This window comes from Pseudomonas sp. BYT-1 (assembly GCF_023611805.1).
Classification (GTDB): Bacteria; Pseudomonadota; Gammaproteobacteria; order Pseudomonadales; family Pseudomonadaceae; genus Aquipseudomonas; species Aquipseudomonas guariconensis.
In genome coordinates this window covers 1,496,457-1,519,947 of the sequence record NZ_CP072559.1, presented here as the reverse complement: position 1 = coordinate 1,519,947, position 23,491 = coordinate 1,496,457, and the positions used below count along the sequence as shown (strand labels likewise).

Sequence of the window (23,491 nt, the reverse complement as noted above, 5' to 3'; positions counted from 1 at the left end):
GCGAGGAACGACGAGATGCATGAAATCCCGAATCTTCCCTTCCCAAGCCTGAACCCCGAAGAGCAAACCGTTGCCGCCCACACCGAACCGACGCCTGCCGTCGAACAGGATGGCGACGATCAATCCAGCGCTGACCAGGAATAAATCGCGCATCCCCCAGACTGTGTGAAAACAGCTGACTCGCGGGAACTTGCCCGTCATCGCGTTTTCACACCGTCCAGAACCCTCTACCCGCCAAAGACCTCCATGCCCGACTCACCGCGTCCCCTTGCGGTCACCCTGCAAGTCGTCTCCATCGTCCTTTTCACCTTTATCGGCTACCTGAACATCGGCATTCCCTTGGCCGTGCTGCCGAGTTATGTGCACAACGACCTGGGTTTCAGCGCAATTGTTGCGGGGTTGGTGATCAGCGTGCAGTACCTGGCCACCCTGCTCAGCCGCCCCCATGCCGGGCGCATCATCGACAATCTCGGCAGCAAGAAGGCCGTGATGTATGGCCTGCTCGGCTGCGGCCTGAGCGGCGTGCTGATGCTGGCCAGCAGCTTCTTCCCCCACCTGCCCTGGCTGAGCCTGGCGTGCCTGCTCATTGGACGCCTGGTGCTGGGCAGCGCAGAAAGCCTGGTCGGCTCAGGCGCCATCGGCTGGGGCATCGGCCGGGTCGGTGCCGAGCACACCGCCAAGGTGATTTCCTGGAACGGCATCGCCAGCTATGGCGCCCTGGCGGTTGGTGCGCCGCTTGGAGTGCTGATGGTGAAAAGCCTGGGGCTGTGGAGCATGGGCGTGAGCATCATCCTGCTGGGGATCATCGGCCTGTTGCTGGCCTGGCCCAAGCGTGCCGCGCCGATCGTCGCCGGCGTGCGGCTACCGTTCCTACGGGTCTTGGGCAAGGTATTCCCGCATGGCTCGGGGCTGGCCCTGGGCTCGATCGGTTTCGGCACCATTGCCACCTTCATCACGCTCTATTACGCCAGCCGCGACTGGAACAACGCAGCGCTGTGCCTGAGCGTGTTCGGGGCCTGCTTCATCGGGGCCCGCTTGTTGTTCGGCCACTTGATCAATCGTATCGGCGGGTTCCGCGTGGCCATCGCCTGCCTGGCCGTCGAAGCCCTTGGCCTGTTGATGCTATGGCAGGCGACCAGCGCGGAGCTGGCCCTGGCGGGCGCCGCCCTCAGTGGTTTCGGTTTTTCGCTGGTATTTCCGGCGCTGGGCGTGGAGGCAGTCAATCAAGTCTCAGCTGCCAACCGCGGGGCTGCGGTGGGCGCCTATTCGCTATTCATCGATCTGTCGCTGGGCATCACCGGGCCCTTGGTGGGCGCGGTGGCGTCGGGCTTCGGCTTTGCTTCGATCTTTCTGTTCGCCGCCGGCGCGGCGGCTTGCGGGCTAGTGTTGAGTCTCTATCTGTACCGCCAGGCACGACGCCCGCGCCAGCACGCCGACGAAACCTGAGAGCCCTGCACTGCCTGATCCGTTTCTTCGCGGGTAAGCCCGCTTCCACAAGGGTTGGCGATGATCCTTGTGGGGGCGGGTTTACCTGCGAAGAGGCCAGAACGGCTAACGCTGCGCGTACTGCAACACCACTTCCAGTGGATGGCGCATCTGACGCTCGGTCATGCGCTTGACCTGGCTGCGGCACGAATACCCCGTGGCCAATGGCTCTCCCTCCTTGTCCAGCTTGGTGGCCCAGGACTGCTCGAAGATGGTCCGCGAGGTCTGCTGGTTGCGCGCCTCGTGGCCATAGGTGCCGGACATGCCGCAGCAACCGGTAGCCTCAGTGACCAGTTTCAGGCCCAGACGCGCGAACACCTGTTCCCACTGCCGGGTGCTGGCCGGCACATTGGTCTTCTCGGTGCAGTGGGCCATCAGGCGGAAGCTGCCAGCGTCGACGGCAGCCTGCTCCGGCAGCACGTCCATCAGCCACTCCTGGGGCAACAGTACCTTCGGACAGCCGTCCAAGCCATCGACCTTCTGGTACTCCTGGCGATACACCAGGGTCATGGCCGGGTCCAGGCCTACCAGCGGTACACCGCATTCGGCCAGCGCCTTGAGCTGGGTGGCATTGCGGATCGCCGCCTTGGCGAAGGCCCCCAAGAAGCCCTGCACGTGCAGCGGCTTGCCATTGGCGCTGTAAGGCGCCAGGAACACCCGATGGCCCAGACGATGCGCCAGCTCGATGAAGGCCGCCAGCAATGGCGTCTCGAAGTAACGGGTAAAGGCATCCTGAACCAGCACGATGGCGCGCTCGCGCTGGGCCGGGGTCAGCTCGCGCAGAGCCGGCACACTCGCCACACCGACGCGGCAGCGGGTCAAGGTCGACTGGAAGTTGAAGCGGCTGATCAACGGGCTGTCGACCATGCCGACCTTGTCGGCCAATAGCTTGCTCACCCATTTGGAGCCCATCACGGCGTTGTACAGGCCAGGCGCGTGAGCCAGATACGGGATGGTGAACTCCAGCGAACCGATCAGGTAGTCGCGCAGCGGGCGCTGGTAACGGCCGTGGTACAGTTCGAGGAAGCGCGAGCGGAAGTCCGGCACGTTGACTTTGATTGGGCACTGTCCGGCACAGGATTTACAGGCCAGGCAGCCGGCCATGGCGTCATAGACCTCGTGGGAGAAATCCTCCTGCCCCTGCTGACGGGCGCGGGCATTGCGCAGGCGTGCCGGCAAACCCTTGAGCCAGGACACCTTGCCACGTGCGGCAGCGAGCACATCGATATCCGCCTCGCCCTGCAAGCGCAACCATTCGCGAATCAGCGAAGCGCGGCCCTTGGGCGAATGCTGACGCTCGCGGGTGGCTTTCCAGGAGGGGCACATGGCGTCGTTGGGGTCGTAGTTGTAGCAGGCGCCGTTACCGTTACAGTGCACCGCGCTGCCAAAGCTCTGCCAGACACGCTCGTCGATGGTGCGGTCCAGGTCGCCGCGCAGGGTCACGCCATCGACCGGGGTCAGGCCTTCGCTGCTGTCCGGCGGGGTGCAGATCTTGCCCGGGTTGAGCTGGTTATGCGGGTCGAAAGCGCCCTTGAGGCGTTGTAGCGCCGGGTACAGCTCGCCGAAGTATTCCGGCACGTATTCCGAGCGCAGGCCCTTGCCGTGCTCGCCCCACAACAGGCCGCCATAGCGTTGAGTCAATGCGGCGACGGCATCGGAGATCGGCTTGACCAGCGCAGCCTGGGCCGGATCCTTCATGTCCAGGGCTGGGCGCACGTGCAGCACACCGGCATCGACGTGACCGAACATGCCGTAGGCCAGGCCATGGCTGTCGAGCAATGCACGGAAATCAGCGATGTAATCGGCCAGTCGCTCCGGCGGTACCGCAGTGTCTTCGACGAACGGCTGCGGGCGAACCTCGCCCTCGACATTGCCCAGCAAGCCCACCGAGCGCTTGCGCATGGTATAGACCTTGGTCACCGCCTCGGCGCCTTCGGCCAAGGTATGGCCCAGGCGCTCGACGCTGGTATCGGCTTTCAAGTGAGCGATGAATGCCTCGACCCGAGCGTTGACCTCGGCCGGCTCGTCACCGCAGAACTCGACCAGGTTGATGCCCAGGGTCGGACGCTCGGGGTCGGCCGGAAAGTATTCAGCGACGCTGTGCCAGACGATGTCCTGCATCGCCAGCATCAGCACCTTGGAATCGACGGTCTCGATCGACAATGGCTTGTGCGCCATCAGCGCGTTGGCATCGCGCAGGGCATCCATGAAGCTGGTATAGCGCACGTTCACCAGCACAGCGTACTTCGGAATCGGCAGCACGTTGAGCTTGGCCTCGACCACATAGCCCAGCGAGCCCTCAGCGCCGCACAGCACGCTGTTGAGGTTGAAACGGCCCTGTTCGTCGCGCAGGTGCGCCAGGTCGTAGCCGGTCAGGCAGCGGTTTAGCTTGGGGAAAGTGCTCTCGATCAGCTCGCCCTGGGTTTGCTGGATCTCCCGGGCCATGCGGTACACCTCACCGACCCGGCCGGGCGCAGCGCAGGCCTGCTCCAGCGTGGCATCGTCAATCGGCAGGCTGTGCAGACGCTCACCGCCGAGCAGGATGCTGTGCAGTTCGAGCACGTGGTCGCGGGTCTTGCCGTAGGTGCAGCTGCCTTGGCCGCTGGCGTCGGTGTTGATCATGCCACCGACGGTGGCACGGTTGGAGGTGGACAGCTCCGGGGCGAAGAACAGCCCATGGGGTTTGAGCGCAGCGTTGAGCTGGTCCTTGACGGTGCCGGCCTGAACCCGGACCCAACGCTCCTCGACGTTGATCTCAAGGATCTTGTTCATGTGCCGCGACAGGTCGACAACGATACCGTCGGTGAGCGACTGGCCGTTGGTGCCGGTGCCGCCACCACGCGGGGTCAGCTTGATCTGACGGAACCGTGGCTCGGCCATCAAGGTGGCAACCCGGGCGACATCGTCGGCGTCCATCGGGAACACCGCCGCCTGGGGCAGGCGCTGGTAGATGGAGTTGTCCGTGGCAAGCACGGTACGGGTGCCGTAGTCGGCGCTGATCTGGCCACGGAAGCCGCTGTTGCGCAGCGCTTCGAGGAATTCTGGGTAGTGGGCGGCGGGCGCACGGGTCGACAGCTGGGCGATCATCGAAGGATGGCCTCTATATAGGCAAATTCACGGAAATACTGTCACTCCGGCATGGATGGACTGTGCAGGGATGACGAATGCGCCAATGTTCCTGTAGTTTCCAGCCAAGGGCAAACGGATATTCCTGCCGCTATCGATGAGTTTTGCGAATGAATTACCGCCACCTGACCCCATCGATGTCGTTACTGCTGGCCTTCGAGGCCGCCGCCCGACATGAGAGCTACACCCGCGCTGCTGCCGAACTGTCCCTGACCCAGAGCGCGGTCAGCCGACAGGTGCAGGCGCTGGAGCAGCAGCTGGGTTTGACGCTGTTTCGCCGTGAAGGGCGCCAGGTCCAGCTGACCGACGTAGGCCGCCTGTATCAGCGCGAGCTCAGCGAAGCCCTGGGGCGCATCCGCAGCGCCACCTTGCAGGCCCTGGCTTACCAGTCGGGCGTCGGTACCTTGCGCCTGGCTACCTTGCCGACCTTCGGCTCCAAATGGCTGCTGCCACGCCTGCATGCGTTCTATACCGCGCACCCCGGGATGCTGGTGCACATCCATTCACGGATCGAAGCGATCAACTTCGACACCAGCGAAATCGACGCCGCCATCGGTGTCGCCACCCATGACCTGCCGGGACTGATCTGCCATCGGCTGCATGCCGAAGAGCTGGTCGTCATCCTGCCACCAACGGCTGCGGACGATGTCCAAGGCTGGGACCCTGCGCGCATCAGCGAACAAGTGCTGCTCAACGTCGCCAACAACCCGCATGCGTGGGGCGAGTGGTTCTCCCACCATGGCCTGCCCCATCGCAGCATGCGCCTGGGGCCAAGCTTCGAGCTGACATCGCATCTGATCCAGGCCGTACGGGCGGGAATCGGCATCGGCCTGGTACCGCGGATCCTGGTGGAAGAAGAATTGGCCAGCGGTGAGCTGGTCAGCGCCGGGGGCGCCTTTGCCAGCCAGCGCAGCTATTACCTGATCTATCCACCGCGCAACGAGGCGCTGCCCTCGCTGCGGGCGTTCCGGGGGTGGTTGCTGGAACAGATCTGATCGCCGCCTAGCCGTGATTGCGCTCGAACGTCTCCCGCCCCATCGCCTCGATCTGCCCTTCGATCAAGGCATCGAAAGGCCGGCACAGCGCATCGAAACGCCCAACGCCCTCCAGGGCATTCAAGGCTTCGACCACGGCCTCGATGGTCGACAAGGCGCCCGGCTCCGGCGCCTTGCGCAACCGGTAGCGTGAGGGCGGTACCTGACCCAGGGTCACCCGTGGCAACGCGTCGAGCAGCGGATTGAGATACAGCAGCTTGCGTGCCTTGCGCCAAGTGCCATCGGGCACGATCAACAACAGCGGCGTATCGTCTGCGATTTCGTAAGCCGACAACACCTGCGCCTGCTCCCCTGGGAACAACAGCACCGGCCGGTACCCGGGTGTGGCGAGCAGCGCCGGCAGGTCATCGAATACCTCGCCTACCCGCAGTTCGGCGTTCACCAGGCCAAGCGCGGCCAGGCGTGCGGTGTTCAAAGCATGGGACACTTCGCTGGGATGCTGCAGCAGGACCACGCGGGTCCTGCTGTCGAGGCTGGGAATCAATGGGCAAAGGCAGTGATCGAGCGGACGCTGGCAGCGTTCGCAGCGGGGTCTGGACATCGGCTTCTCCTTACCCGGCGCAGTGTGCCACAGCCGCTCGGAAAAGCCCCACATCCCTGTGGGAGAGGTGAATTTTCAGCGATTGAATCGTTCGGCCAGGCTGTGCAGGTACTCGGCCATGCGTTCGAGGTCCTGGCTGATCTGCGCGCCCTGCTTGGCCTGCCCGGCGCTCTCGTCGCACAAGTGGGCGATCCGCACGATCTGCTGATTGATGTCCTCGGCGACATGGCTCTGCTGCTCCGAGGCCGTTGCCATCTGCTGGCTCATGCCAGTGATACGGCTGACCGCCTGGACGATACCGGACAACGCCTCCTGGACCGCTTCGACGCTGTGCACGCTGTCTCGGGAAATCTGCTCGCCGCGGTTGGCGGTGGTGACCGCCCGCTCGGCGCCCGAACGCAGCGAGGCGATGATGTGATGGATTTCGTCGGTGGAAGCACGGGTGCGCTGGGCCAGGGAACGTACTTCATCGGCCACCACCGCGAACCCACGCCCCTGCTCGCCCGCCCGCGCGGCCTCGATCGCTGCGTTGAGCGCCAGCAGGTTGGTCTGCTCGGCAATGGAAGTGATCACATCCACCACGCTGCCGATCGACTGGGTCTGTTCGGCCAGCGCATTGACCGCCTGCCCGATGTCGTTGACCGCATCGCTCATGCTGCCCATGGCCTTCAGACTCTGTTGCGCCAGCTCACTGCCTTGCTGGGCCAGATGATCGGCATCGCTGGCGGCGTGAGCGGTGCTTTGCACGTTGTGGGTAACTTGCTGGATGGTTGCGGCCATCTGGGCGATGGCGGTGGCCGACTGGTCGGTCTCGCTGCGCTGGCGGTCGAGCATCTGCGCCTGGGCATCGGACAAACCGGCCGACTCCGCCGCCCGCGACTTGACCCCGACGCCGGCATCCACCAGACGGGTCAGGGCTGTTTGCAGGCGAGCCTCTTCACTGATGATGGCCAAGTCCAACTGCCCTTGCAGACCAGGGTTGTCGCTGTAGGTCAGGGCCACCAACGGGCTGGTGAACGCCTTGGGGTGCTCGGCCAAGGTCCGGCGAATGGCTTGGTTCTGCCGGTGTTCGATCCAGTACCAGGCCCCCAGCATGCTGGCCATCAGCACGCCCAGCGCCGCGTACTGCGGTAACCAGAGATAAGCGGCGGCCGACGCGAGACCTGCGCCAATCAGCGGCAAGCCATGTTGCAGCCCGGACCCGAGGCGTGCGGCCCAAGGCACTGCCGAACGTCCGCCACGCAAACGCGCATAAAGCGCCTCGGCACGGCGAATCTGGTCACGGGTCGGGACCGAACGTACCGACTCGTAGCCGCTGATCCGGCCATTTTCATAGATGGCCGTGACGTAGGCGCTGACCCAATAGAAATCACCGTTCTTGGCGCGGTTCTTGACCACCCCCATCCAAGGTTTGCCCTGCTTGATGGTTTCCCACATGTGGCCAAACACCGACGGTGGCATGTCGGGGTGCCGCACCAGGTTGTGCGGCTGCCCCACCAGTTCGTCGTAGGTAAAACCGCTGATGGCCACGAACGCGTCATTGCAATAGGTAATGCGGCTGTTCAGGTCGGTGGTGGAAATGAGCCGCTGGTCGGACGGGAAGGTTCTTTCTTGCTCTGTGACGGGCAAATTCATGCGCATCTGGGCAGTCCTTGCTTTGTTAGATGATGGGAAATTTCATCAAAGCAAATAGATATTTAGCAGAACGCCATCACTCCAGTCGCATGCCTCCCAGGAAATTTACACAGCCTGACGCAATGTTCTAAAAGCGACGTTTTTTAACTGACATTCAGTTGCGACTTGAGCAGGTCACGGAAGGTCTGGATCAAGGGCTCGCGGCTACGCCCACGGCGGATGATCAACGAAAACGGCGCCTGATAGCCAAAGGTGGCAGGCGACAGGACGCGCAGGTCTCCCTTGTCGACCCAGGCCTGGGCATAGTGTTCGGGCAGATAACCGATATAGGCGCCGGAGAGGATGAGAATCAACTGGGCCTCCATGCTCTCAACCGTCGCCGCGCTGTGCTTGAAACCGTGGCGCGCCAGCTCCGCTTGGCTCCAGTAGCCCCGCCCCACCATGCGTTGTTGGGTGATCACTTCTTCCGGCACCCGCCGCTCGCCGAACAACGGGTGCCGGCTGCTGCAGTACAGCCAGTGCTGCTCGCGGTACAACGGCTGATACACCAGACCGCTCATGCGCGAAGAGAAGGCGCCGATGGCCAGGTCCAGGCGGTTGTCCTGTACCCCCAGTTGCAACTCATAGGGGCTGGAGACCGACAGGTGCAGATGCACCGCCGGATGCTCCTGGCTATAGGCCCCGATGGCCTCGGCCAGCGGCAGGGCGCGGTCGCCCACGGTGGAGTCGATCACCCCGAGATTGAGGGTACCGCGCAGCTCGCCCTTGAGCGCCGCGGCGTATTGCTCGAAGCCATCGAGTTCGGCCAGCAGGCGCAAGGTCTCCTGGTGGAATAGCTCGCCTTTGCTAGTCAGGCTGAAACCGCCACGGCCACGGTGACACAGGACGATGCCCAAGGCGCTTTCCAACTGGCTCATGTAAGTGCTGATGGCCGATGTGGAGAGGTTCAGTTCGCGCTGGGCATTGGCGAAGCCCTGGTGGCGTACCACGCTGACGAAGATACGCAGCAGTTTCAGGTCGGGCAGTGAAGAAGCCATGGTGCAACGGTTCCGCAGGGTGGAAATCACCAGAGTCTAACCCGCTGTGAACGGATAGTTTAGAAAATCCTGAAGTAAGTATTTGTCTGTAGCGATTCCTCCTGCCCACTACCTTGCGCAGACTGGCTCCCAATGTCCCTGCCCGCCGGCGTCTCCTTGCCTGCCTGGCACGCTGCGGCACAGGTTCGAACAAACAAAACAATCGACCGACTGATGAGGCCCACCGTGGAAAAGATTCTCCACCAACCACTGGGCGGCAACGAAATGCCGCGTTTCGGCGGCATCGCCACCATGCTCCGTCTCCCCCACCTGCAAAGCGCCGAAGGCCTGGACGCCGCGTTCATTGGCGTACCGCTGGACATCGGCACTTCGCTGCGCTCGGGCACTCGTTTCGGTCCGCGTCAGATCCGCGCCGAGTCGGTGATGATCCGTCCGTACAACATGGCGACCGGAGCCGCTCCGTTCGATTCGCTGTCGGTCGCCGACATCGGTGACGTGGCGATCAACACCTTCAACCTGCTCGACGCCGTGCGCATCATCGAAGAGGCCTACGACGAGATCCTCGAGCACAACATCATCCCCCTGACCCTCGGTGGCGACCACACCATCACGCTGCCGATCCTGCGTGCGCTGCACAAAAAGCACGGCAAGATCGGCCTGGTGCATATCGACGCCCACGCCGACGTCAACGATCATATGTTCGGTGAGAAGATCGCCCACGGCACCACCTTCCGCCGCGCCGTGGAAGAAGGCCTGCTCGACTGCGACCGCGTAGTGCAGATCGGCCTGCGCGCCCAGGGCTATACCGCCGATGACTTCAACTGGAGCCGTCGTCAAGGTTTCCGCGTCGTGCAGGCCGAAGAGTGCTGGCACAAGTCGCTGGAGCCGCTGATGGCCGAAGTACGTGAAAAGGTCGGTGGCGGTCCGGTGTACCTGTCGTTCGACATCGACGGCATCGACCCAGCCTGGGCGCCTGGCACCGGCACCCCGGAAATCGGTGGCCTGACCACCATCCAGGCGATGGAGATCATCCGTGGCTGCCACGGCCTGGACCTGATCGGCTGCGACCTGGTCGAAGTCTCGCCGCCCTACGACACCACCGGTAACACCTCACTGCTCGGCGCGAACCTGCTGTTCGAGATGCTCTGCGTTCTGCCGGGCGTGGTACGCCGCTGAGCGAGTAGTCACACACCTTTGTAGGCGCAGGCTGCCTTGCGATGACGATGGCATGACCGGCCATGCAGTCCTCGCGACCGTGATCGCCGGGCCAGCCCGCACCGACGAAGGACGTGAACGCAATACCTGCGGCAGGAGCCATTAGGAAGGGCCATAGAGGCCCGTCAACACAAGACAAGACCGCTGGGCGCCATGAACCGCCCGGACGGTCGATCTCGCCATAATAAAGATAATCGGGAGACCCCCAATGGCCTTGGACATCTTCGTTGTACTGATCTATGCCGCAGGCATGCTCGGCCTCGGCTGGTATGGCATGCGACGCGCGAAAACCCATGAAGACTACCTGGTGGCAGGGCGCAACCTCGGCCCTACCTTGTACATGGGCACCATGGCCACCACCGTGCTGGGCGGCGCTTCCACTGTCGGCACCGTGCGCCTGGGCTACGTCCACGGCATTTCCGGCTTCTGGCTGTGTGCGGCCCTGGGTCTGGGGATCATCGCCCTGAACCTGTTCCTCGCCAAACCCCTGCTGCGCCTGAAGATCTTCACCGTCACCCAGGTTCTGGAGCGCCGCTACAATCCGATGGCCCGTCAGGCCAGCGCAGCGATCATGCTCGCCTATGCCTTGATGATCGCGGTCACTTCGACCCTGGCCATGGGCACCGTGCTGCAAGTGCTGCTGGATGTACCGTTCTGGATGGCCCTGCTGTTCGGCGGTGGCGTAGTGGTGGTGTACTCGACCATCGGCGGCATGTGGTCGCTGACGTTGACCGACATCGTCCAGTTCATCATCAAGACCGTGGGCCTGATGTTCATTCTGCTGCCGATCTGCCTGTACAAGGCCGGTGGCTGGGACACCCTGGTAGCCAAGCTGCCGGCGGCCAGCTTCAGCTGGACCACCATCGGCTGGGACACCATCATCACTTACTTCCTGATCTACTTCTTCGGCATCCTGATCGGCCAGGACATCTGGCAACGTGTGTTCACCGCCCGTGACGAGAAGGTCTGCCAGCGCGCCGGTACTGTCGCCGGTATCTACTGCGTCCTGTACGGCCTGGCCTGCGCCCTGATCGGCATGGCTGCCCACGTGTTGCTGCCTGACCTGGCCAACCCGAACAATGCCTTCGCCGAAATGATCAAGGGCCAACTGCCAGAAGGGGTCCGTGGCCTGCTGATGGCTGCTGCCCTCGCAGCGATGATGTCCACCGCCAGCGCAGGCCTGTTGGCGGCCTCGACCACCCTGACCGAAGACCTGCTGCCTAAACTGCGTGGCGGCAAGCAATCGAGCCTGGGCGTCAACCGCCTGTTCACCCTCCTCACCGGTCTGGTGGTACTGGGCATCGCCCTGGCGGTGAACGATGTGATCAGCGCCTTGACCCTGGCCTACAACTTGCTAGTCGGCGGCATGTTGATTCCGCTGATCGGGGCGATCTTCTGGAAGCGCGCCACCACCGCAGGCGCCATCACCAGCATGGCGCTGGGCTTCGCTACCGCACTGTTCTTCATGTTCAAGGACGGTCTGGATGCCAACTCGCCGATCTACTACAGCCTGGCGATCGGCCTGGTGAGCTTCGTGGTGGTCAGCCTGCTGTCGCGCCGCCCGGTGGCAACCGTCAACCTGGCGTGATGTAAAGCGAACGCTTGGCGCCCCGACGGGCGCCAGGCAAGAAAAAGCAAAGGCCGCGGCATCGTCAGATGCGGCGGCCTTTTCGTTTCAGCGGCGACGCGGTTGGCGCTTGCGCTGCTCTTCGTCGGTAGGAATCGGCACCGGTTGCAGCGGAGGTGGGAGCAAGCCCAGGGCGACGGCAAGGTCATGGAGCCAGTTGTACATTCGATTGTTCATAAATGCCCCCTTAACGGGTCAACCTCACGGCGATTCAGTCCTTCGATGCTTCATACAGATCATAGCCCGATGTCCTACATCGCGCATGCCTCTGATCCTACAGATAGGGGCGAGTTTGACGCGGATCAAGCGGAAATGGCACGTGCCGACCGTCGGTCAATTGTTTCCCGTTGTTGCACATCGATCCACGCCTGCAGATTGGCCCCCAGCATGCCCTGGCGCCACATCAGCCAGGTGACTGCATGATCGAACGGCGCCTGCAAACGGTGCGCCTGCACCTGGTCGCGACCAGGTAGGGTGTCGAGCATGGACTGGGCCATCAATGCCACCCCTGCCCCGGCAATTACGCACGCCAGCATGCTCTGGTATGACTCGATCTCCATCACCCGCCCCATGGGGGTGTGGTCATGGGCGTACCAGGCTTCCAGGCGCATGCGGTAGGAACAGCCCTGCCGGAACGCGAACACTGCACGCCCCGCGACGTCCCGCGCGCTGTGAACCGGCGGATGTTCCGGGCGGGTGATCAGCACCAGCACCTCCTCGCACAACGGCACGCCATCGAGCCCGGCCAGGCTCAGCGGGCCGTCCACCAGCGCTGCGTCCAACCGGTGGGCCAGCAACCCCTCCAACAATTCACCACTGGGCGCGGCTTGCACCTGCAGGTTCACCGCCGGGTAGGTTTGGTGATAACGCGCCAGCAACGGCGGCAAATGCGTCGCCGCGGTGCTGTACATGGTACCGAGGACGAAGTCGCCTGCCGGTTGACCGCCCTGCACCGCAGCGACCGCCTCATCGCGCAGGGTCGACAGACGATTGGCGTAGTCCAGCAGGACCTTGCCTGCCGGAGACAACTGCAAACGCTGGCGCTCGCGCACGAACAGTTCCACCCCCAGTTGCTCTTCCAACTGACGCAGGCGCGTCGACAGGTTCGAAGGCACCCGATGCAAGCGCTCGGCAGCACGCGTGACCGACCCCTCCTCGGCCACGGCCTGGAAGATGCGCAGTTGGCTGAACTCCATGGCATTCTCCAAAACAGAATAACTTGATCATCATTATTCAATTTTATTGAAAGTCAATCCCCTCTAACCTGCCCTCATCATTTTCGTCTGGCAGGAGACGCCGCCATGTCACCCTTAGTGCAACTGCTGGCCAGCGCCATGGCCTTGATGATGGCCATGGGCATCGGCCGCTTCGCCCTCACCCCGCAACTGCCACGCCTGATCACCGAAGGTCAGCTCGACCTGACCGCAGGCGGCCTGGTCGCAGCGGCCAACTACCTGGGCTATTTTCTCGGCGCGGTCGACAGCATGTTCGCCCGTCAGCCGGGCCAAGTGCGCCTGCGTCTGCATGCCGGCCTCTGGCTATGCGTGTTGCTGACCCTCGCCTCCTGGGCTGCCGATGGCTTCTGGGGTCATATGCTCCTGCGCTTCGGCACAGGGGTGGCCAGCGCCTGGGTGTTGGTGATGATCACCAGTCTCAGTCAGCAAGTGGCCACCGCATACGGCCGTCCTCGCCTCGGCGCCCTGGTATTCGCCGGGCCAGGCGTGGGTATCGCCTTGACCGGCCTGCTGGCCCTGGGCGCACACTTGCTGGGGCTGGGGTCGGCCGCCCTTTGGCTGATCTATGCGGTGGCGGCGCTGGTCGTGCTGTTGGCCGTATTGCCCTGGCTGCCGCAGCCGCAGGCCACGAAGGTGCCGTCGGGCATGACCGACAGCGCAGCTGTACCCACCACCGGGATCGGACGGCTGGGCGTGATCTACGCCCTGTATGGCATCGGCTACATCCTGCCGGCGACTTTTCTGTCACAGATGGCCAGCCGTCAGTTTCAGGGACATTGGGCGGCCGATCTGTTCTGGCCGGCGTTCGGCCTGGCGGCAGCATTGGGCGTGGTGCTGGTCAATCTGCGGCGCCCCACCCGGACATCCACCTGGCTGAGCGCGACTTTGTGGTTGCAGGGCCTGGGTGTGCTGGCGTGCTTGCTGGGCGACGGTCTTGGCCTGGCCTTGGGCGTGCTGCTGTGTGGCGCCCCCTTCCTGGCATGCATGCAGCTGGTAATGCAGCGCTCGCGAGAGTTGGCGCCCCATGCGACCCAACGGAATGCCGGCCTGTTGACCGCCTGTTTCGCGTTGGGGCAGCTCAGCGGCCCCTTGCTGGCAGCAGCGAGCACTCACTATTGGGGCGGGCTGCAGCCTGCCTTGATGCTCGCCGCAGGCGGGCTGGGGTTGGCCGGTGTATTGGCGCTGACCGGCATCAGCGCCGCCCAGGTCAGCACGCCAAGGGCCTGCACCAGTTCCTGAAGTCCGATCGTGTTCGTTCCATCAGCCCACGAATCTGCGTAACTGCTGACGCACCCAGGGTTCGGCGCTGACCAGGATGACCCCGCCCAGGACCATCAATGCGCCCAACACGAAGTTCAGGCTCAAGGGCTCGCCCAGCAACAGCACGCCGAAGGTCACGCCGAACAACGGCGTGATGAAGGAAAACACCGCCAGGTTGGAGGCCAGGTACTTGCGCAGCAACCAGAACCAGGTCAGGTAACTGATGAAGGACACCACCACCGCTTGGAACAACACGCTGCCAACGGCTACCGGTGTGAACGCAACCCTGCCGATCTGGCCGCTGACCAGCGCAATCAGCAGCAACCCGACAAAGCCCACCAGCAACTGATAGAACAGGGTCAGATCGGCCGGGGCTTCCGACAGTCGCGACCCACGCACCACCACAGTGGTCGCGCCCCAGGCCAGGCCCGCCAGCACGCCCAAGGCGTCACCGAGCAACATTCGCCCATCCAGTTGGCTCAGCGACATTCCGCCGGCGAACGCCGTGGCGATCCCGGCGAAAGCCAACAGGATGCCCAGCCACTGCAGCAGCCGCAGGCGCTCGCTTGGCAGCGTGAAATGCAACCCCAGGGCTGTGAACACCGGGGCAGTGTAGAGAAACACCGACATGTGCGCCGCCGATGTCAGCTTCAGCCCCTCGGCGATGAACAAGAACTCCAGGCCAAACAAGGCGCCGGCCAACATGCCCGCCCGCCAGGTGCTGCCCACCATGGACCAGCCGCCGCGCCAGCAGACCAGCAGCCCCACCAGCACCGCGGCGATCCCGGAACGCAACGCCGCCTGCATCACCGGCGCAATGTCGCTGGCGGCCCATTTGATCATCACCTGCTGGCTGCCCCAGATCAGGCACAGGCCCAGCATGACCTGCAACGCAAAAGCATCGGGGTTCTTGCGGGCCGCGCTCATGGGCGACCCCCGTGGTCTATCGATGGCATGGGCGAGGTCCTGTCTCTGGCAAATGAGTGCCGATTATCGGGTTTGCCAGGGTGCCCATGCCAGTCTCAAAACGACCTCAAGCGATTTGCGCCTTGGTGGCCACCTGTTCGAAAGTCGCCTCATCGAGGGCGTCGTCCTGTTCGTCCAGCACCTGACGCGGATGCTCGAACCCAGGGATGCTGCTGTCGATCAGGCTGAGCAGGCGCGAGCCACGCTCGGTGAGAACGAAATTCTCGCCATTACCGCCGTCCTCCTCCGGACGGCTTTCGATGTAACCGCGCTCGAAGAGGATCTTCTCGTACTCGCAGGCCCGCGTCTTGAGATGATCCAGATCGCCCACCGGCTGACCGGCGGCGGCCAGGGCAGCCGCATGCTGCTCGGCATAGGGACGTGGCGTGAAGCTGTGGCCTGCGCTGTTCTGCACTTCATGCAACAAGCGTTCGATCAGGTCCCAGTCATAGGTGCTCATGTGGTGGCCTCCTGCTGTGAACGTGTGGGGTACACAGCATGGGACCGGTGAGTGGTGATGGGTGTTCCGGCGAAATCGGATGGCTAAAAAGCCGCTGGGACATACAGCGCTCTGTCAGGGTCAATGCCACCCATGCCATCTCGTTGAACTTCCAGAGTTCCCGTCTTTCAACCGCGTACACCCCACTCGGGAGGAAAATGGATGAAACGCTTACTGCCCTTCATGTGCGCGAGTGCATTGCTCTACGCCTTGCCCGGCTGGGCCTGCACACCGGAAGAAGCGACTCAGAAACGCGAGGAGCTGGCCGGGCTGGTGACCCAGTTGACGGAGCAGAATCCGCAGAAGGCCAAGGAAATCAACGAGGAGTTGCAGGGGATGGATCTGGGCACGGCCAGCAAGGACCTGCCGGACAAGTGCCAGCTGATCGACAAGCGAATCCAGGAACTCAAAGCAGCGGAGAAAAAGGCAGACTAACCCGCTGAAGGCCCTTTCACGGCAAACCCGCTTCCACAAGGATGACGCCCCCCCCAGGTGGTGGGAGCGGGTTGATCCGCAAAGGGCCGCGCAGCGGCCCTGATGAGCTTACTCCGCCTTGGGCGCGCGTTTCTTCAGCGGGGCCATGCCATCGGCACTGGCCAAAGGCGCCTTGGACTTGGGCTTGGCGGCCGGCTTGCGCTTGGCGGTGGCGCCTTTCTTCTCGCCTGCCTTCTTCTCGATCTTTTTCTTCTTGGTACCGGCGGCCTTGCCCGAGGCCTTGACCTTCTTCGGCCCGCTGTAGGTGCCTTTGACCTCTTTGATGACCCGGCGCTCGAACTGCTGCTTGAGGTAGCGCTCGATGCTCGACATCAGGTTCCAGTCGTTGTGGCAGATCAGCGAGATCGCCAAGCCCTCGGCACCTGCGCGCCCAGTACGACCGATGCGGTGTACATACTCGTCGCCACTGCGCGGCATGTCGAAGTTGATCACCAGGTCCAGACCATCGATGTCCAGGCCACGCGCGGCCACGTCAGTCGCCACCAGGACCTTGGAACCGCCTTGTTTGAAACGGTCGATCGCCAGCTTGCGGTCCTTCTGGTCCTTCTCGCCGTGCAACACGAAGGCCTTCACATCCTTGGCCACCAGGTGACCGTAGATCCGGTCGGCCAGGGCACGGGTGTTGGTGAAGATGATCGCCTTCTGGTAGGTCTCGTTGGCCAGCAGCCACTGGACGATCTGCTCTTTGTGCTGGTCGTGGTCGGCGGTGATGATCTGCTGGCGGGTGCCCTCGGAGAGCTGCGACACGCTGTTGAGCATCAGGTGCTCAGGATCCTTCAGCACCTTGCCGATGATGTCGCGCAGGGCTGCACCACCGGTTGTGGCAGAGAACAGCAGGGTCTGCTCACGGTTTTCGCATTCTTTGCACAGGCGCTCCATGTCCTCGGCAAAGCCCATGTCCAGCATGCGGTCGGCCTCGTCCAGTACCAGCACCTGGACATGGGACAGGTCCAGGTTGCCGGCATTGAGATGTTCCAGTAGACGACCCGGGGTACCGATCAGCACGTCCGGGACCTTGCGCAACAGTGCGGCCTGCTCCTTGAAGTCCTCGCCACCGGTAACCAAGCCCGACTTGACGTAGGTGAACTGGGAGAAGCGCTGCACCTCTTTGAGGGTCTGCTGGGCCAGCTCACGGGTCGGCAGCAGGATCAGCGCGCGGATCTCGACGCGGCGCTCGCGCAGATCGACCAAGCGATTGAGCAATGGCAGCACGAAGGCAGCGGTCTTGCCGCTGCCGGTCTGCGCGGTCACCCGCAGGTCACGCCCTTGCAGGGCCAGGGGAATGGCCGCTGCCTGCACCGGAGTCGGCTCGACAAAGTTCAGCTCGGCCACAGCTTTGAGCAGGCGTTCGTGCAGGGCGAATTGGGAAAACACGGATGTACCTCGGGCAGTCGCTGGAAATTCAGTTGCATAGGGTAACGTTTTCCATCGCTGGCGCCGAATTTCTTTTGGCAACTTGTTGCCGATCCGCGCTCTAATGGGCCTCGTTTTCGCAACACAGACCCTGCTATTACCCTCATGGATATACAACGACTCTGGAACGACGCCCTGGACCTCTGGGGCACCCTCGATCAACACCCCATGCTGCATGCGGCGCTAGGCCTGACGGTGCTGCTGTTGATTTCCCTGATCATCGGCCGCCTCGCGCGCTTTCTGATGCTGCACGCCAGCCGGTTGCTCGCTCGGCAGCAACCGCTCAAGTGGCTCGATGACCTGCGTCACAACAAGGTCTTCCACCGCCTGGCCCAAACCACCCCCTCGCTGGTGATCCAGTTCGGCCTCAAGCTGGTGCCGGAGCTGGGCGACACCGCCCAGCATTTTCTCGGCAACGTCGCCCTGGCCTTCACCCTGCTGTTCATGACCATGGCCGTCTCCTGCCTGCTCGATGCCCTGCTGGACATCTACGCCCGAACCGAGCACGCCCGCACCCGCTCCATCAAGGGTTACGTGCAGCTGGCCAAGATGATGCTGTGGATCTTCGCCTCCATCGTCATCGTCGCCACGCTCATCGACCGCTCGCCGCTGTTGCTGCTGTCCGGTCTGGGTGCCATGTCGGCGGTGCTGCTATTGGTGTACAAGGACACGCTGCTGTCGTTCGTCGCCAGCGTGCAGCTGACGAGCAACGACATGCTCCACGTCGGAGACTGGATCGAGATGCCTCAGGTGGGCGCCGATGGTGACGTGGTGGACATCACCCTGCACACGGTCAAGGTGCAGAACTTCGACAAGACCATCGTCTCCATCCCCACCTGGCGCCTGATGAGCGAGTCCTTCCGCAACTGGCGCGGCATGCAGCAATCAGGTGGGCGCCGCATCAAGCGCAGCCTGTTCATCGACGCTGTGGGCGTACGCTTCCTTACCCCGGAAGAGGAGCAGCGCCTGAGCCAGGTCCGCCTGCTGGGTGATTACCTGGCGCAAAAGCGCAAAGAGTTGAGCACCTGGAACGAGTCGCTGGGCCCGGTGGCCGCTCTGTCGGCCAACCGTCGCCAATTGACCAATATCGGTACCTTCCGCGCCTTCGCCCTGGCCTATCTGCAGAACCACCCCGACGTGCAGCAAGGCATGACCTGCATGGTCCGCCAGATGCAGGCCACTGCCGAGGGCGTGCCGCTGGAGATCTACTGCTTTACGCGCACCACTGCCTGGGGCGAGTACGAGCGGATCCAGGGCGATATCTTCGACTATTTGCTGGCCGTGTTGCCGGAGTTCGGCCTGAGCTTGTATCAGCAGCCAAGCGGCAACGACATGCGAGTGGGTCTTGCTGGCAGGCCTCATTCCGCACAACGGCTGAGTGAACTCACCGAGGCTTGAAGCCGGCAGAACGGGGCCGCGCTGCGGCCCCAACGAGCCCTGACACTGTCAGCCAGATGCTGTTGCCGGGCGCTGCAGGCCCAGCCGGCTCATCCAGACCGACCCCAGAATCACCGCCCCGCCTATGAACAGCCGCCCCAGCGGCTCGTCCTGATTCCAGATCAGCAAGTTGAGCAACAAGCCCACGGGCACATGCAGGTTGTTCATTACCGCCAGTGTGCCACCACTGACCAGGCAGGCCCCCTTGTTCCACCAGTACAGTCCAAGGGCGGTCGGGAACAAACCGAGGAACAACAACACCAGCCATTGCACGTCGGTGCTTGGCAGGTGCTGGGCGTTGCCGAACAACGCAAAGGCCGGCAGCACGACGATCAACGCCCCGAGGTAGAAGTAGCCAAAGCGCCGGTAGTGCGGCAGATCACTGGGATGCCGGGCGACCAGATGACGGTAGAGCACCTGGCCGGCGGCATAAGTGAAGTTGGCCAACTGCAGCAACAAAAAGCCCATGAAGAACTCACCACTGATGCTGTCGAAGCGGATCACCGCGGCACCGGCCACCGCCACCAGCGCAGCCAGCAAGGCCCAAGCGTTGAAGCGGCGGTTGAGCGCATCTTCGATCAAGGTCACATGCAGCGGTGTGAGGATGGTGAACAGCAGCACTTCCGGCACCGTCAGCACGCGGAAGCTCAGGTACAGGCAGACATAGGTGATGCCGTACTGCAGCGCCCCGATCAACAGCATCGCACGCATGAAGCGCGGCTCCACCTGGCGCCAGCGGGTCAGTGGCAGGAACACCAGCAGCGCCAGCACCACCCGTGCCAGCACTGCGAAGTAGCTGTCCACGTTGCCGGCCAGGTAGACCCCGATCAGGTTGAAGGAGAACGCCTGGATCAGCGCGACGATTATCAGATAGCCCATGATTGCCTCTCGTGAATCAAGGCGGCGACCTTAGCCGGTTGGCCTGCCGTCGTTCAACTATCAAGGCTTCGGCTAGCGCCGGGAACACAAGGCAGTGGCCTCGGCTGACGCGGCAAAAAAAAGCCCGGCCATCATATGGCCGGGCGGATACACCCAAAGGAGCGACAGGTGTCAGGGGTTGGGAATGCGTTGCGTGTCAGGCCACTGCCGCCAGCTTGGCCTTGGCCTGATTCAGGCCCTTCTCGTGGAAATCGCTGCTCATGTTCAAACCTTCGGCGTGAATGAACTCAACGTCGTGGATGCCGATGAAGGCCATGACCTGGCGCAGGTAGGGTTCCTGGTGGTCGGTGCTGGCACCGGCATGAATGCCGCCACGGGCAGTGAGCACAATGGCGCGCTTGCCAGTCAGCAGGCCCTGCGGGCCGGTCGGGGTGTACTTGAAGGTGATGCCGGCACGCAGTACATGGTCCAGCCAAGCCTTCAGCGTGCTGGGGATGGTGAAGTTGTACATGGGCGCAGCCATCACCAGCACGTCAGCGGCCAGCAGTTCATCGGTCAATTCATTGGAGCGAGCCAGAGCCTGAAGCTCGGTCGGCGAGCGCTGCTCCTGTGGCTTCATCCAACCACCGAGCAGGTCCGCGTCCAGGTGCGGTACAGGGGTAACCGCCAAGTCGCGCACACTGATTTCATCGCTCGGATGAGCGGCCTGCCATTGCTGGATGAAGTCGCGGGTCAATTGACGAGAAACGGAATCCTGCTGGCGGGCGCTGCTTTCAATGATCAGTACGCGGGACATGGGAGCCTCCATCGGCAAACAAGGGGATGCGATTCGATGGAGGTGAGATTAAGACTTGACCTATCGATAAAAAAGCGTAAAAAGTGGGTGCAATCTATCGATTAATCAGTTCCTTCGGCTTTGCAGCTCAATGCGATGCGCAGCTTGATGATCTCCCGGTTGAAGGTGGCCGTGACATCGCGGCTCTTGCCCGCCGGCACGTTCACCCGTCGCACCCGCGGCGCTTCAGGCCCATTGCGGAAGGTTACCTTGCACGCCGCCGGGACCTGCCCATAGTTGTTCAGGGTGATCGAGCCGATATTGCGCGCGGTGTCGTAGGTGGTGTAGTCGAGCTTGACCCCTTCCAAGTCCTTCTCGACATCGATGGGGTAATAGGCCATCGCCCCGAGGGGCAGGCACATCAGCAATGCCGCACAACATTTCTTCATAGGGCGCTCTCCTTGACAGAGCGCAGCTTAGGACAACAGGAGCCGAAGATGAAAGCGCCACGCGTAACCCTGGATCAGTGGCGAACTCTCCAGGCAGTGGTCGATCATGGCGGATTCGCCCAGGCCGCCGAGGCCCTGCACCGCTCGCAATCGTCGGTGAGCTACACGGTCGCACGGATGCAGGAGCAACTGGGCGTACCACTGCTGCGCATCGATGGTCGCAAGGCGGTACTGACCGAAGCCGGCAACGTGCTGCTGCGCCGCTCACGCCATCTGGTCAAGCAGGCCAGCCAGCTCGAGGACCTCGCCCACCACATGGAGCAAGGCTGGGAGGCCGAGGTGCGCGTAGTGGTCGACGCCGCCTACCCCAGCGCCCGGCTGGTCCGCGCCCTGAGTGCCTTCATGCCGCAGAGCCGCGGTTGCCGCGTACGCCTGCGCGAGGAGGTGCTGTCGGGCGTCGAGGAAGTCCTGCACGAGGGAATCGCGGACCTGGCCATCAGCAGCTATAGCATTGGCGGCTATCTGGGCGCCGAGCTCAGTTCGGTGGAATTCATCGCCGTTGCCCACCCCGATCACAGCCTGCATCGCCTGGGACGGGAAATCACCTTCCAGGATCTGGAAAGCCAACTGCAAGTGGTTATCCGCGACTCCGGTCGCGCCCAGCCCCGCGATGTCGGCTGGCTCGGCGCCGAGCAACGCTGGACCGTCGGCAGCCTGGGCACCGCCGCCACCTTCGTCAGCAGCGGGCTGGGCTTTGCCTGGCTGCCACGGCACATGATCGAGCGCGAGCTGCAAGAGGGCGTGCTCAAGCCTTTGCCGCTGGATCAGGGTGGCAGCCGCCATCCGCTGTTCTACCTTTATTCGAACAAGGACAAGACCTTGGGTCCGGCCACGCAGATCCTCATCGAGCTGCTGCGCAACTTCGACACCGCGCCACTGGACGTGCCCTTCGCAGCCCCCCCGCAAGCCTGAGAGGACCGCGCCCATGGCCTATTTCGAACACGAAGGATGCACGCTGCATTACGAGGAATACGGCCAGGGCGAACCCCTGGTGCTGTTACACGGACTGGGCTCAAGCTGCCAGGATTGGGAGCTGCAGGTCCCGACGCTGAGCCGAAACTACCGGGTGATCCTCATGGACATCCGCGGCCATGGGCGCTCCGACAAACCCCGTGACGGCTACCAGATCGCGACCTTCAGCGCTGACCTGCTGGCGCTGCTGGAGCACCTGCACACCGGCCCCGTGCACTTCGTCGGCCTGTCGATGGGGGGCATGGTGGGTTTCCAGTTCGCCGTCGACCACCCCGCCTGGCTGCGCAGTCTGTGCATCGTGAACAGCGCACCTGAGGTCAGGCGCAACTCCGTCGCCCACTGGATCTGGTGGATCAAGCGCTGGAGCCTGGCCCGCATCCTGAGCGTCGAGACCATCGGCAAGGGCCTGGCCGAACGCCTGTTTCCCAAGCCCGAACAAACCGAGCTGCGTCACAAGATGGCCCAACGCTGGGCACGCAACGACAAGCGCGCCTACCTCAAGAGCTTCGATGCCATTGTCGACTGGGGGGTGCAGGAACGCATCGGGCAGATCCACTGTCCCACCCTGGTGATCGCCGCCGACCATGATTACACCCCGATACAACTGAAGGAGCGCTATGTCGCCCTGATGCCCCAGGCAACACTGGCGGTCATCGAGGATTCGCGGCACGCTACGCCCCTGGACCAACCCGAGGTCTTCAACCAGACCCTGCTGTGTTTTCTCGCAGCCGCCTCCACTCCTCAAGGATCTTTGAGCCCATGCTGAAAAAACTTCTGCTCACCGCCTGTTCGGTCGCCTTCGCCACCAGCGTCATGGCCTCCGACAAGACCCCTCACGTCCTGCTCGACACCAGCTTCGGCCCGGTCGAAATCGAGCTCAATGCCGAGAAGGCGCCGATCAGCACGAAGAACTTCCTCGAGTACGTCGACAGCGGCTTCTACAACAACACCATCTTCCACCGCGTGATCCCGGGCTTCATGGCCCAGGGCGGCGGTTTCACCGACCGGATGGTGCAAAAGCCAACCCGCGACCCGATTCGCAACGAAGCCAGCAATGGCCTGGCCAACACCCGCGGTACCCTCGCCATGGCCCGCACCTCGGACCCGAACTCGGCCACCAGCCAGTTCTTCATCAACGTGGCCGACAACGACTTCCTCAACCCAGGCCGCGACCGTGGCTATGCCGTGTTCGGCAAGGTGACCAAAGGCATGGAAGTGGTCGACCAGATCGTCAACTCACCCACCACCATCAAGCAAGGCATGCGTGACGTGCCGACGGACCCTGTGTACATCAAGTCCGCCAAACGCATCGACTGACCGAAGGTCTCAC

At 63.1% G+C, this 23,491-nt stretch carries 22 protein-coding genes and 2 pseudogenes; 11 read left to right on the top strand and 13 right to left on the bottom strand.

What is annotated here, in order from left to right:
• Window positions 1-15 precede the first annotated feature (15 nt).
• Entirely contained in the window at window positions 16-144 is a 129-nt protein-coding gene (locus J5X93_RS28290) for a hypothetical protein (protein WP_256543836.1), read from the top strand.
• A gap of 102 nt (window positions 145-246) precedes the next feature.
• A complete protein-coding gene (locus tag J5X93_RS06930; protein ID WP_250034589.1) occupies window positions 247-1,446 on the top strand; it encodes an MFS transporter in 1,200 nt (399 codons plus the stop codon).
• 105 nt (window positions 1,447-1,551) lie between these two features.
• Here J5X93_RS06930 and ydiJ read toward each other — a convergent pair whose 3' ends face one another.
• Window positions 1,552-4,572 (bottom strand): D-2-hydroxyglutarate dehydrogenase YdiJ, encoded by a 3,021-nt coding sequence (ydiJ, locus tag J5X93_RS06925; RefSeq protein ID WP_102081350.1) that lies wholly within the window; start codon window positions 4,570-4,572, stop codon window positions 1,552-1,554.
• Window positions 4,573-4,721: 149 nt separating this feature from the next.
• Here ydiJ and J5X93_RS06920 point away from each other — a divergent pair, with 149 nt between their 5' ends.
• On the top strand, window positions 4,722-5,606 hold the full coding sequence (locus J5X93_RS06920; RefSeq protein WP_043209372.1) for a LysR substrate-binding domain-containing protein: 885 nt from the start codon (window positions 4,722-4,724) through the stop codon (window positions 5,604-5,606).
• A gap of 7 nt (window positions 5,607-5,613) precedes the next feature.
• Here the strand turns inward: J5X93_RS06920 and J5X93_RS06915 are convergent, their stop codons facing one another.
• The 4 genes and pseudogenes from J5X93_RS06915 to J5X93_RS06905 all read right to left on the bottom strand — a co-directional run bounded on the left by J5X93_RS06915 (window position 5,614) and on the right by J5X93_RS06905 (window position 8,879).
• Window positions 5,614-6,207, bottom strand: a complete 594-nt coding sequence (locus J5X93_RS06915; protein ID WP_250034587.1) for a tRNA-uridine aminocarboxypropyltransferase — start codon at window positions 6,205-6,207, stop codon at window positions 5,614-5,616.
• A 75-nt stretch (window positions 6,208-6,282) separates the two neighbouring features.
• Window positions 6,283-7,263: pseudogene (locus tag J5X93_RS28520) on the bottom strand (methyl-accepting chemotaxis protein); the annotation flags it as partial.
• A gap of 303 nt (window positions 7,264-7,566) precedes the next feature.
• Window positions 7,567-7,842: pseudogene (locus tag J5X93_RS28515) on the bottom strand (PAS domain-containing protein); the annotation flags it as partial.
• A gap of 143 nt (window positions 7,843-7,985) precedes the next feature.
• Window positions 7,986-8,879: a LysR family transcriptional regulator gene (locus J5X93_RS06905; protein ID WP_043209367.1), complete on the bottom strand. Its 894-nt coding sequence runs from the start codon at window positions 8,877-8,879 to the stop codon at window positions 7,986-7,988.
• 225 nt (window positions 8,880-9,104) lie between these two features.
• Here J5X93_RS06905 and speB point away from each other — a divergent pair, with 225 nt between their 5' ends.
• Window positions 9,105-10,055, top strand: coding sequence for an agmatinase (gene speB / locus J5X93_RS06900; protein ID WP_043209365.1), 951 nt, complete (start codon window positions 9,105-9,107; stop codon window positions 10,053-10,055).
• 247 nt (window positions 10,056-10,302) lie between these two features.
• On the top strand, window positions 10,303-11,682 hold the full coding sequence (locus tag J5X93_RS06895) for a sodium:solute symporter family protein (protein WP_043209362.1): 1,380 nt from the start codon (window positions 10,303-10,305) through the stop codon (window positions 11,680-11,682).
• An 87-nt stretch (window positions 11,683-11,769) separates the two neighbouring features.
• On the opposite strand, the gene J5X93_RS28285 is transcribed toward J5X93_RS06895, so the two are convergent.
• The gene (locus J5X93_RS28285; RefSeq protein WP_256543834.1) at window positions 11,770-11,898 is read right to left on the bottom strand and encodes a PA1414 family protein; all 129 of its coding nucleotides are present in this window, start codon (window positions 11,896-11,898) and stop codon (window positions 11,770-11,772) included.
• 125 nt (window positions 11,899-12,023) lie between these two features.
• Window positions 12,024-12,917, bottom strand: coding sequence for a putrescine utilization regulator PtrR (ptrR, locus tag J5X93_RS06890; RefSeq protein WP_250034585.1), 894 nt, complete (start codon window positions 12,915-12,917; stop codon window positions 12,024-12,026).
• A gap of 105 nt (window positions 12,918-13,022) precedes the next feature.
• On the opposite strand from ptrR, the gene J5X93_RS06885 reads away from it, so the two are divergent.
• Window positions 13,023-14,195 carry a YbfB/YjiJ family MFS transporter gene (locus J5X93_RS06885; RefSeq protein ID WP_250034581.1) on the top strand — a complete coding sequence of 391 codons (1,173 nt, stop codon included), beginning with the start codon at window positions 13,023-13,025 and terminating at the stop codon, window positions 14,193-14,195.
• 21 nt (window positions 14,196-14,216) lie between these two features.
• Here the strand turns inward: J5X93_RS06885 and J5X93_RS06880 are convergent, their stop codons facing one another.
• Window positions 14,217-15,143 carry a DMT family transporter gene (locus J5X93_RS06880; RefSeq protein WP_043209356.1) on the bottom strand — a complete coding sequence of 309 codons (927 nt, stop codon included), beginning with the start codon at window positions 15,141-15,143 and terminating at the stop codon, window positions 14,217-14,219.
• 106 nt (window positions 15,144-15,249) lie between these two features.
• Window positions 15,250-15,642, bottom strand: a complete 393-nt coding sequence (locus tag J5X93_RS06875; RefSeq protein ID WP_043209353.1) for a transcriptional regulator — start codon at window positions 15,640-15,642, stop codon at window positions 15,250-15,252.
• 201 nt (window positions 15,643-15,843) lie between these two features.
• On the opposite strand from J5X93_RS06875, the gene J5X93_RS06870 reads away from it, so the two are divergent.
• Window positions 15,844-16,116, top strand: a complete 273-nt coding sequence (locus tag J5X93_RS06870; RefSeq protein ID WP_043209351.1) for a hypothetical protein — start codon at window positions 15,844-15,846, stop codon at window positions 16,114-16,116.
• Between the two features lie 108 nt (window positions 16,117-16,224).
• On the opposite strand, the gene J5X93_RS06865 is transcribed toward J5X93_RS06870, so the two are convergent.
• Window positions 16,225-17,550, bottom strand: a complete 1,326-nt coding sequence (locus J5X93_RS06865; RefSeq protein WP_043209349.1) for a DEAD/DEAH box helicase — start codon at window positions 17,548-17,550, stop codon at window positions 16,225-16,227.
• A gap of 144 nt (window positions 17,551-17,694) precedes the next feature.
• On the opposite strand from J5X93_RS06865, the gene J5X93_RS06860 reads away from it, so the two are divergent.
• On the top strand, window positions 17,695-18,987 hold the full coding sequence (locus tag J5X93_RS06860) for a mechanosensitive ion channel family protein (RefSeq protein ID WP_250034579.1): 1,293 nt from the start codon (window positions 17,695-17,697) through the stop codon (window positions 18,985-18,987).
• Between the two features lie 48 nt (window positions 18,988-19,035).
• Here the strand turns inward: J5X93_RS06860 and J5X93_RS06855 are convergent, their stop codons facing one another.
• From J5X93_RS06855 to J5X93_RS06845, 3 genes are all read right to left on the bottom strand, one after another.
• On the bottom strand, window positions 19,036-19,905 hold the full coding sequence (locus J5X93_RS06855; protein ID WP_043209345.1) for a carboxylate/amino acid/amine transporter: 870 nt from the start codon (window positions 19,903-19,905) through the stop codon (window positions 19,036-19,038).
• Between the two features lie 196 nt (window positions 19,906-20,101).
• A complete protein-coding gene (locus J5X93_RS06850; protein ID WP_090345378.1) occupies window positions 20,102-20,701 on the bottom strand; it encodes an FMN-dependent NADH-azoreductase in 600 nt (199 codons plus the stop codon).
• 101 nt (window positions 20,702-20,802) lie between these two features.
• Window positions 20,803-21,129 (bottom strand): hypothetical protein, encoded by a 327-nt coding sequence (locus J5X93_RS06845; RefSeq protein ID WP_043209340.1) that lies wholly within the window; start codon window positions 21,127-21,129, stop codon window positions 20,803-20,805.
• Window positions 21,130-21,177: 48 nt separating this feature from the next.
• Between J5X93_RS06845 and J5X93_RS06840 the strand changes: the two genes are divergently transcribed.
• From J5X93_RS06840 to J5X93_RS06830, 3 genes are read left to right on the top strand one after another with little or no spacing between them, the layout of a single operon-like run.
• On the top strand, window positions 21,178-22,101 hold the full coding sequence (locus J5X93_RS06840) for a PA3225 family LysR-type transcriptional regulator (RefSeq protein ID WP_043209339.1): 924 nt from the start codon (window positions 21,178-21,180) through the stop codon (window positions 22,099-22,101).
• Between the two features lie 13 nt (window positions 22,102-22,114).
• Window positions 22,115-22,927: an alpha/beta fold hydrolase gene (locus J5X93_RS06835; RefSeq protein WP_182818026.1), complete on the top strand. Its 813-nt coding sequence runs from the start codon at window positions 22,115-22,117 to the stop codon at window positions 22,925-22,927.
• Entirely contained in the window at window positions 22,921-23,478 is a 558-nt protein-coding gene (locus J5X93_RS06830) for a peptidylprolyl isomerase (protein ID WP_250034577.1), read from the top strand. The genes J5X93_RS06835 and J5X93_RS06830 overlap by 7 nt, the downstream gene beginning before the upstream one ends.
• Window positions 23,479-23,491: the final 13 nt, after the last annotated feature.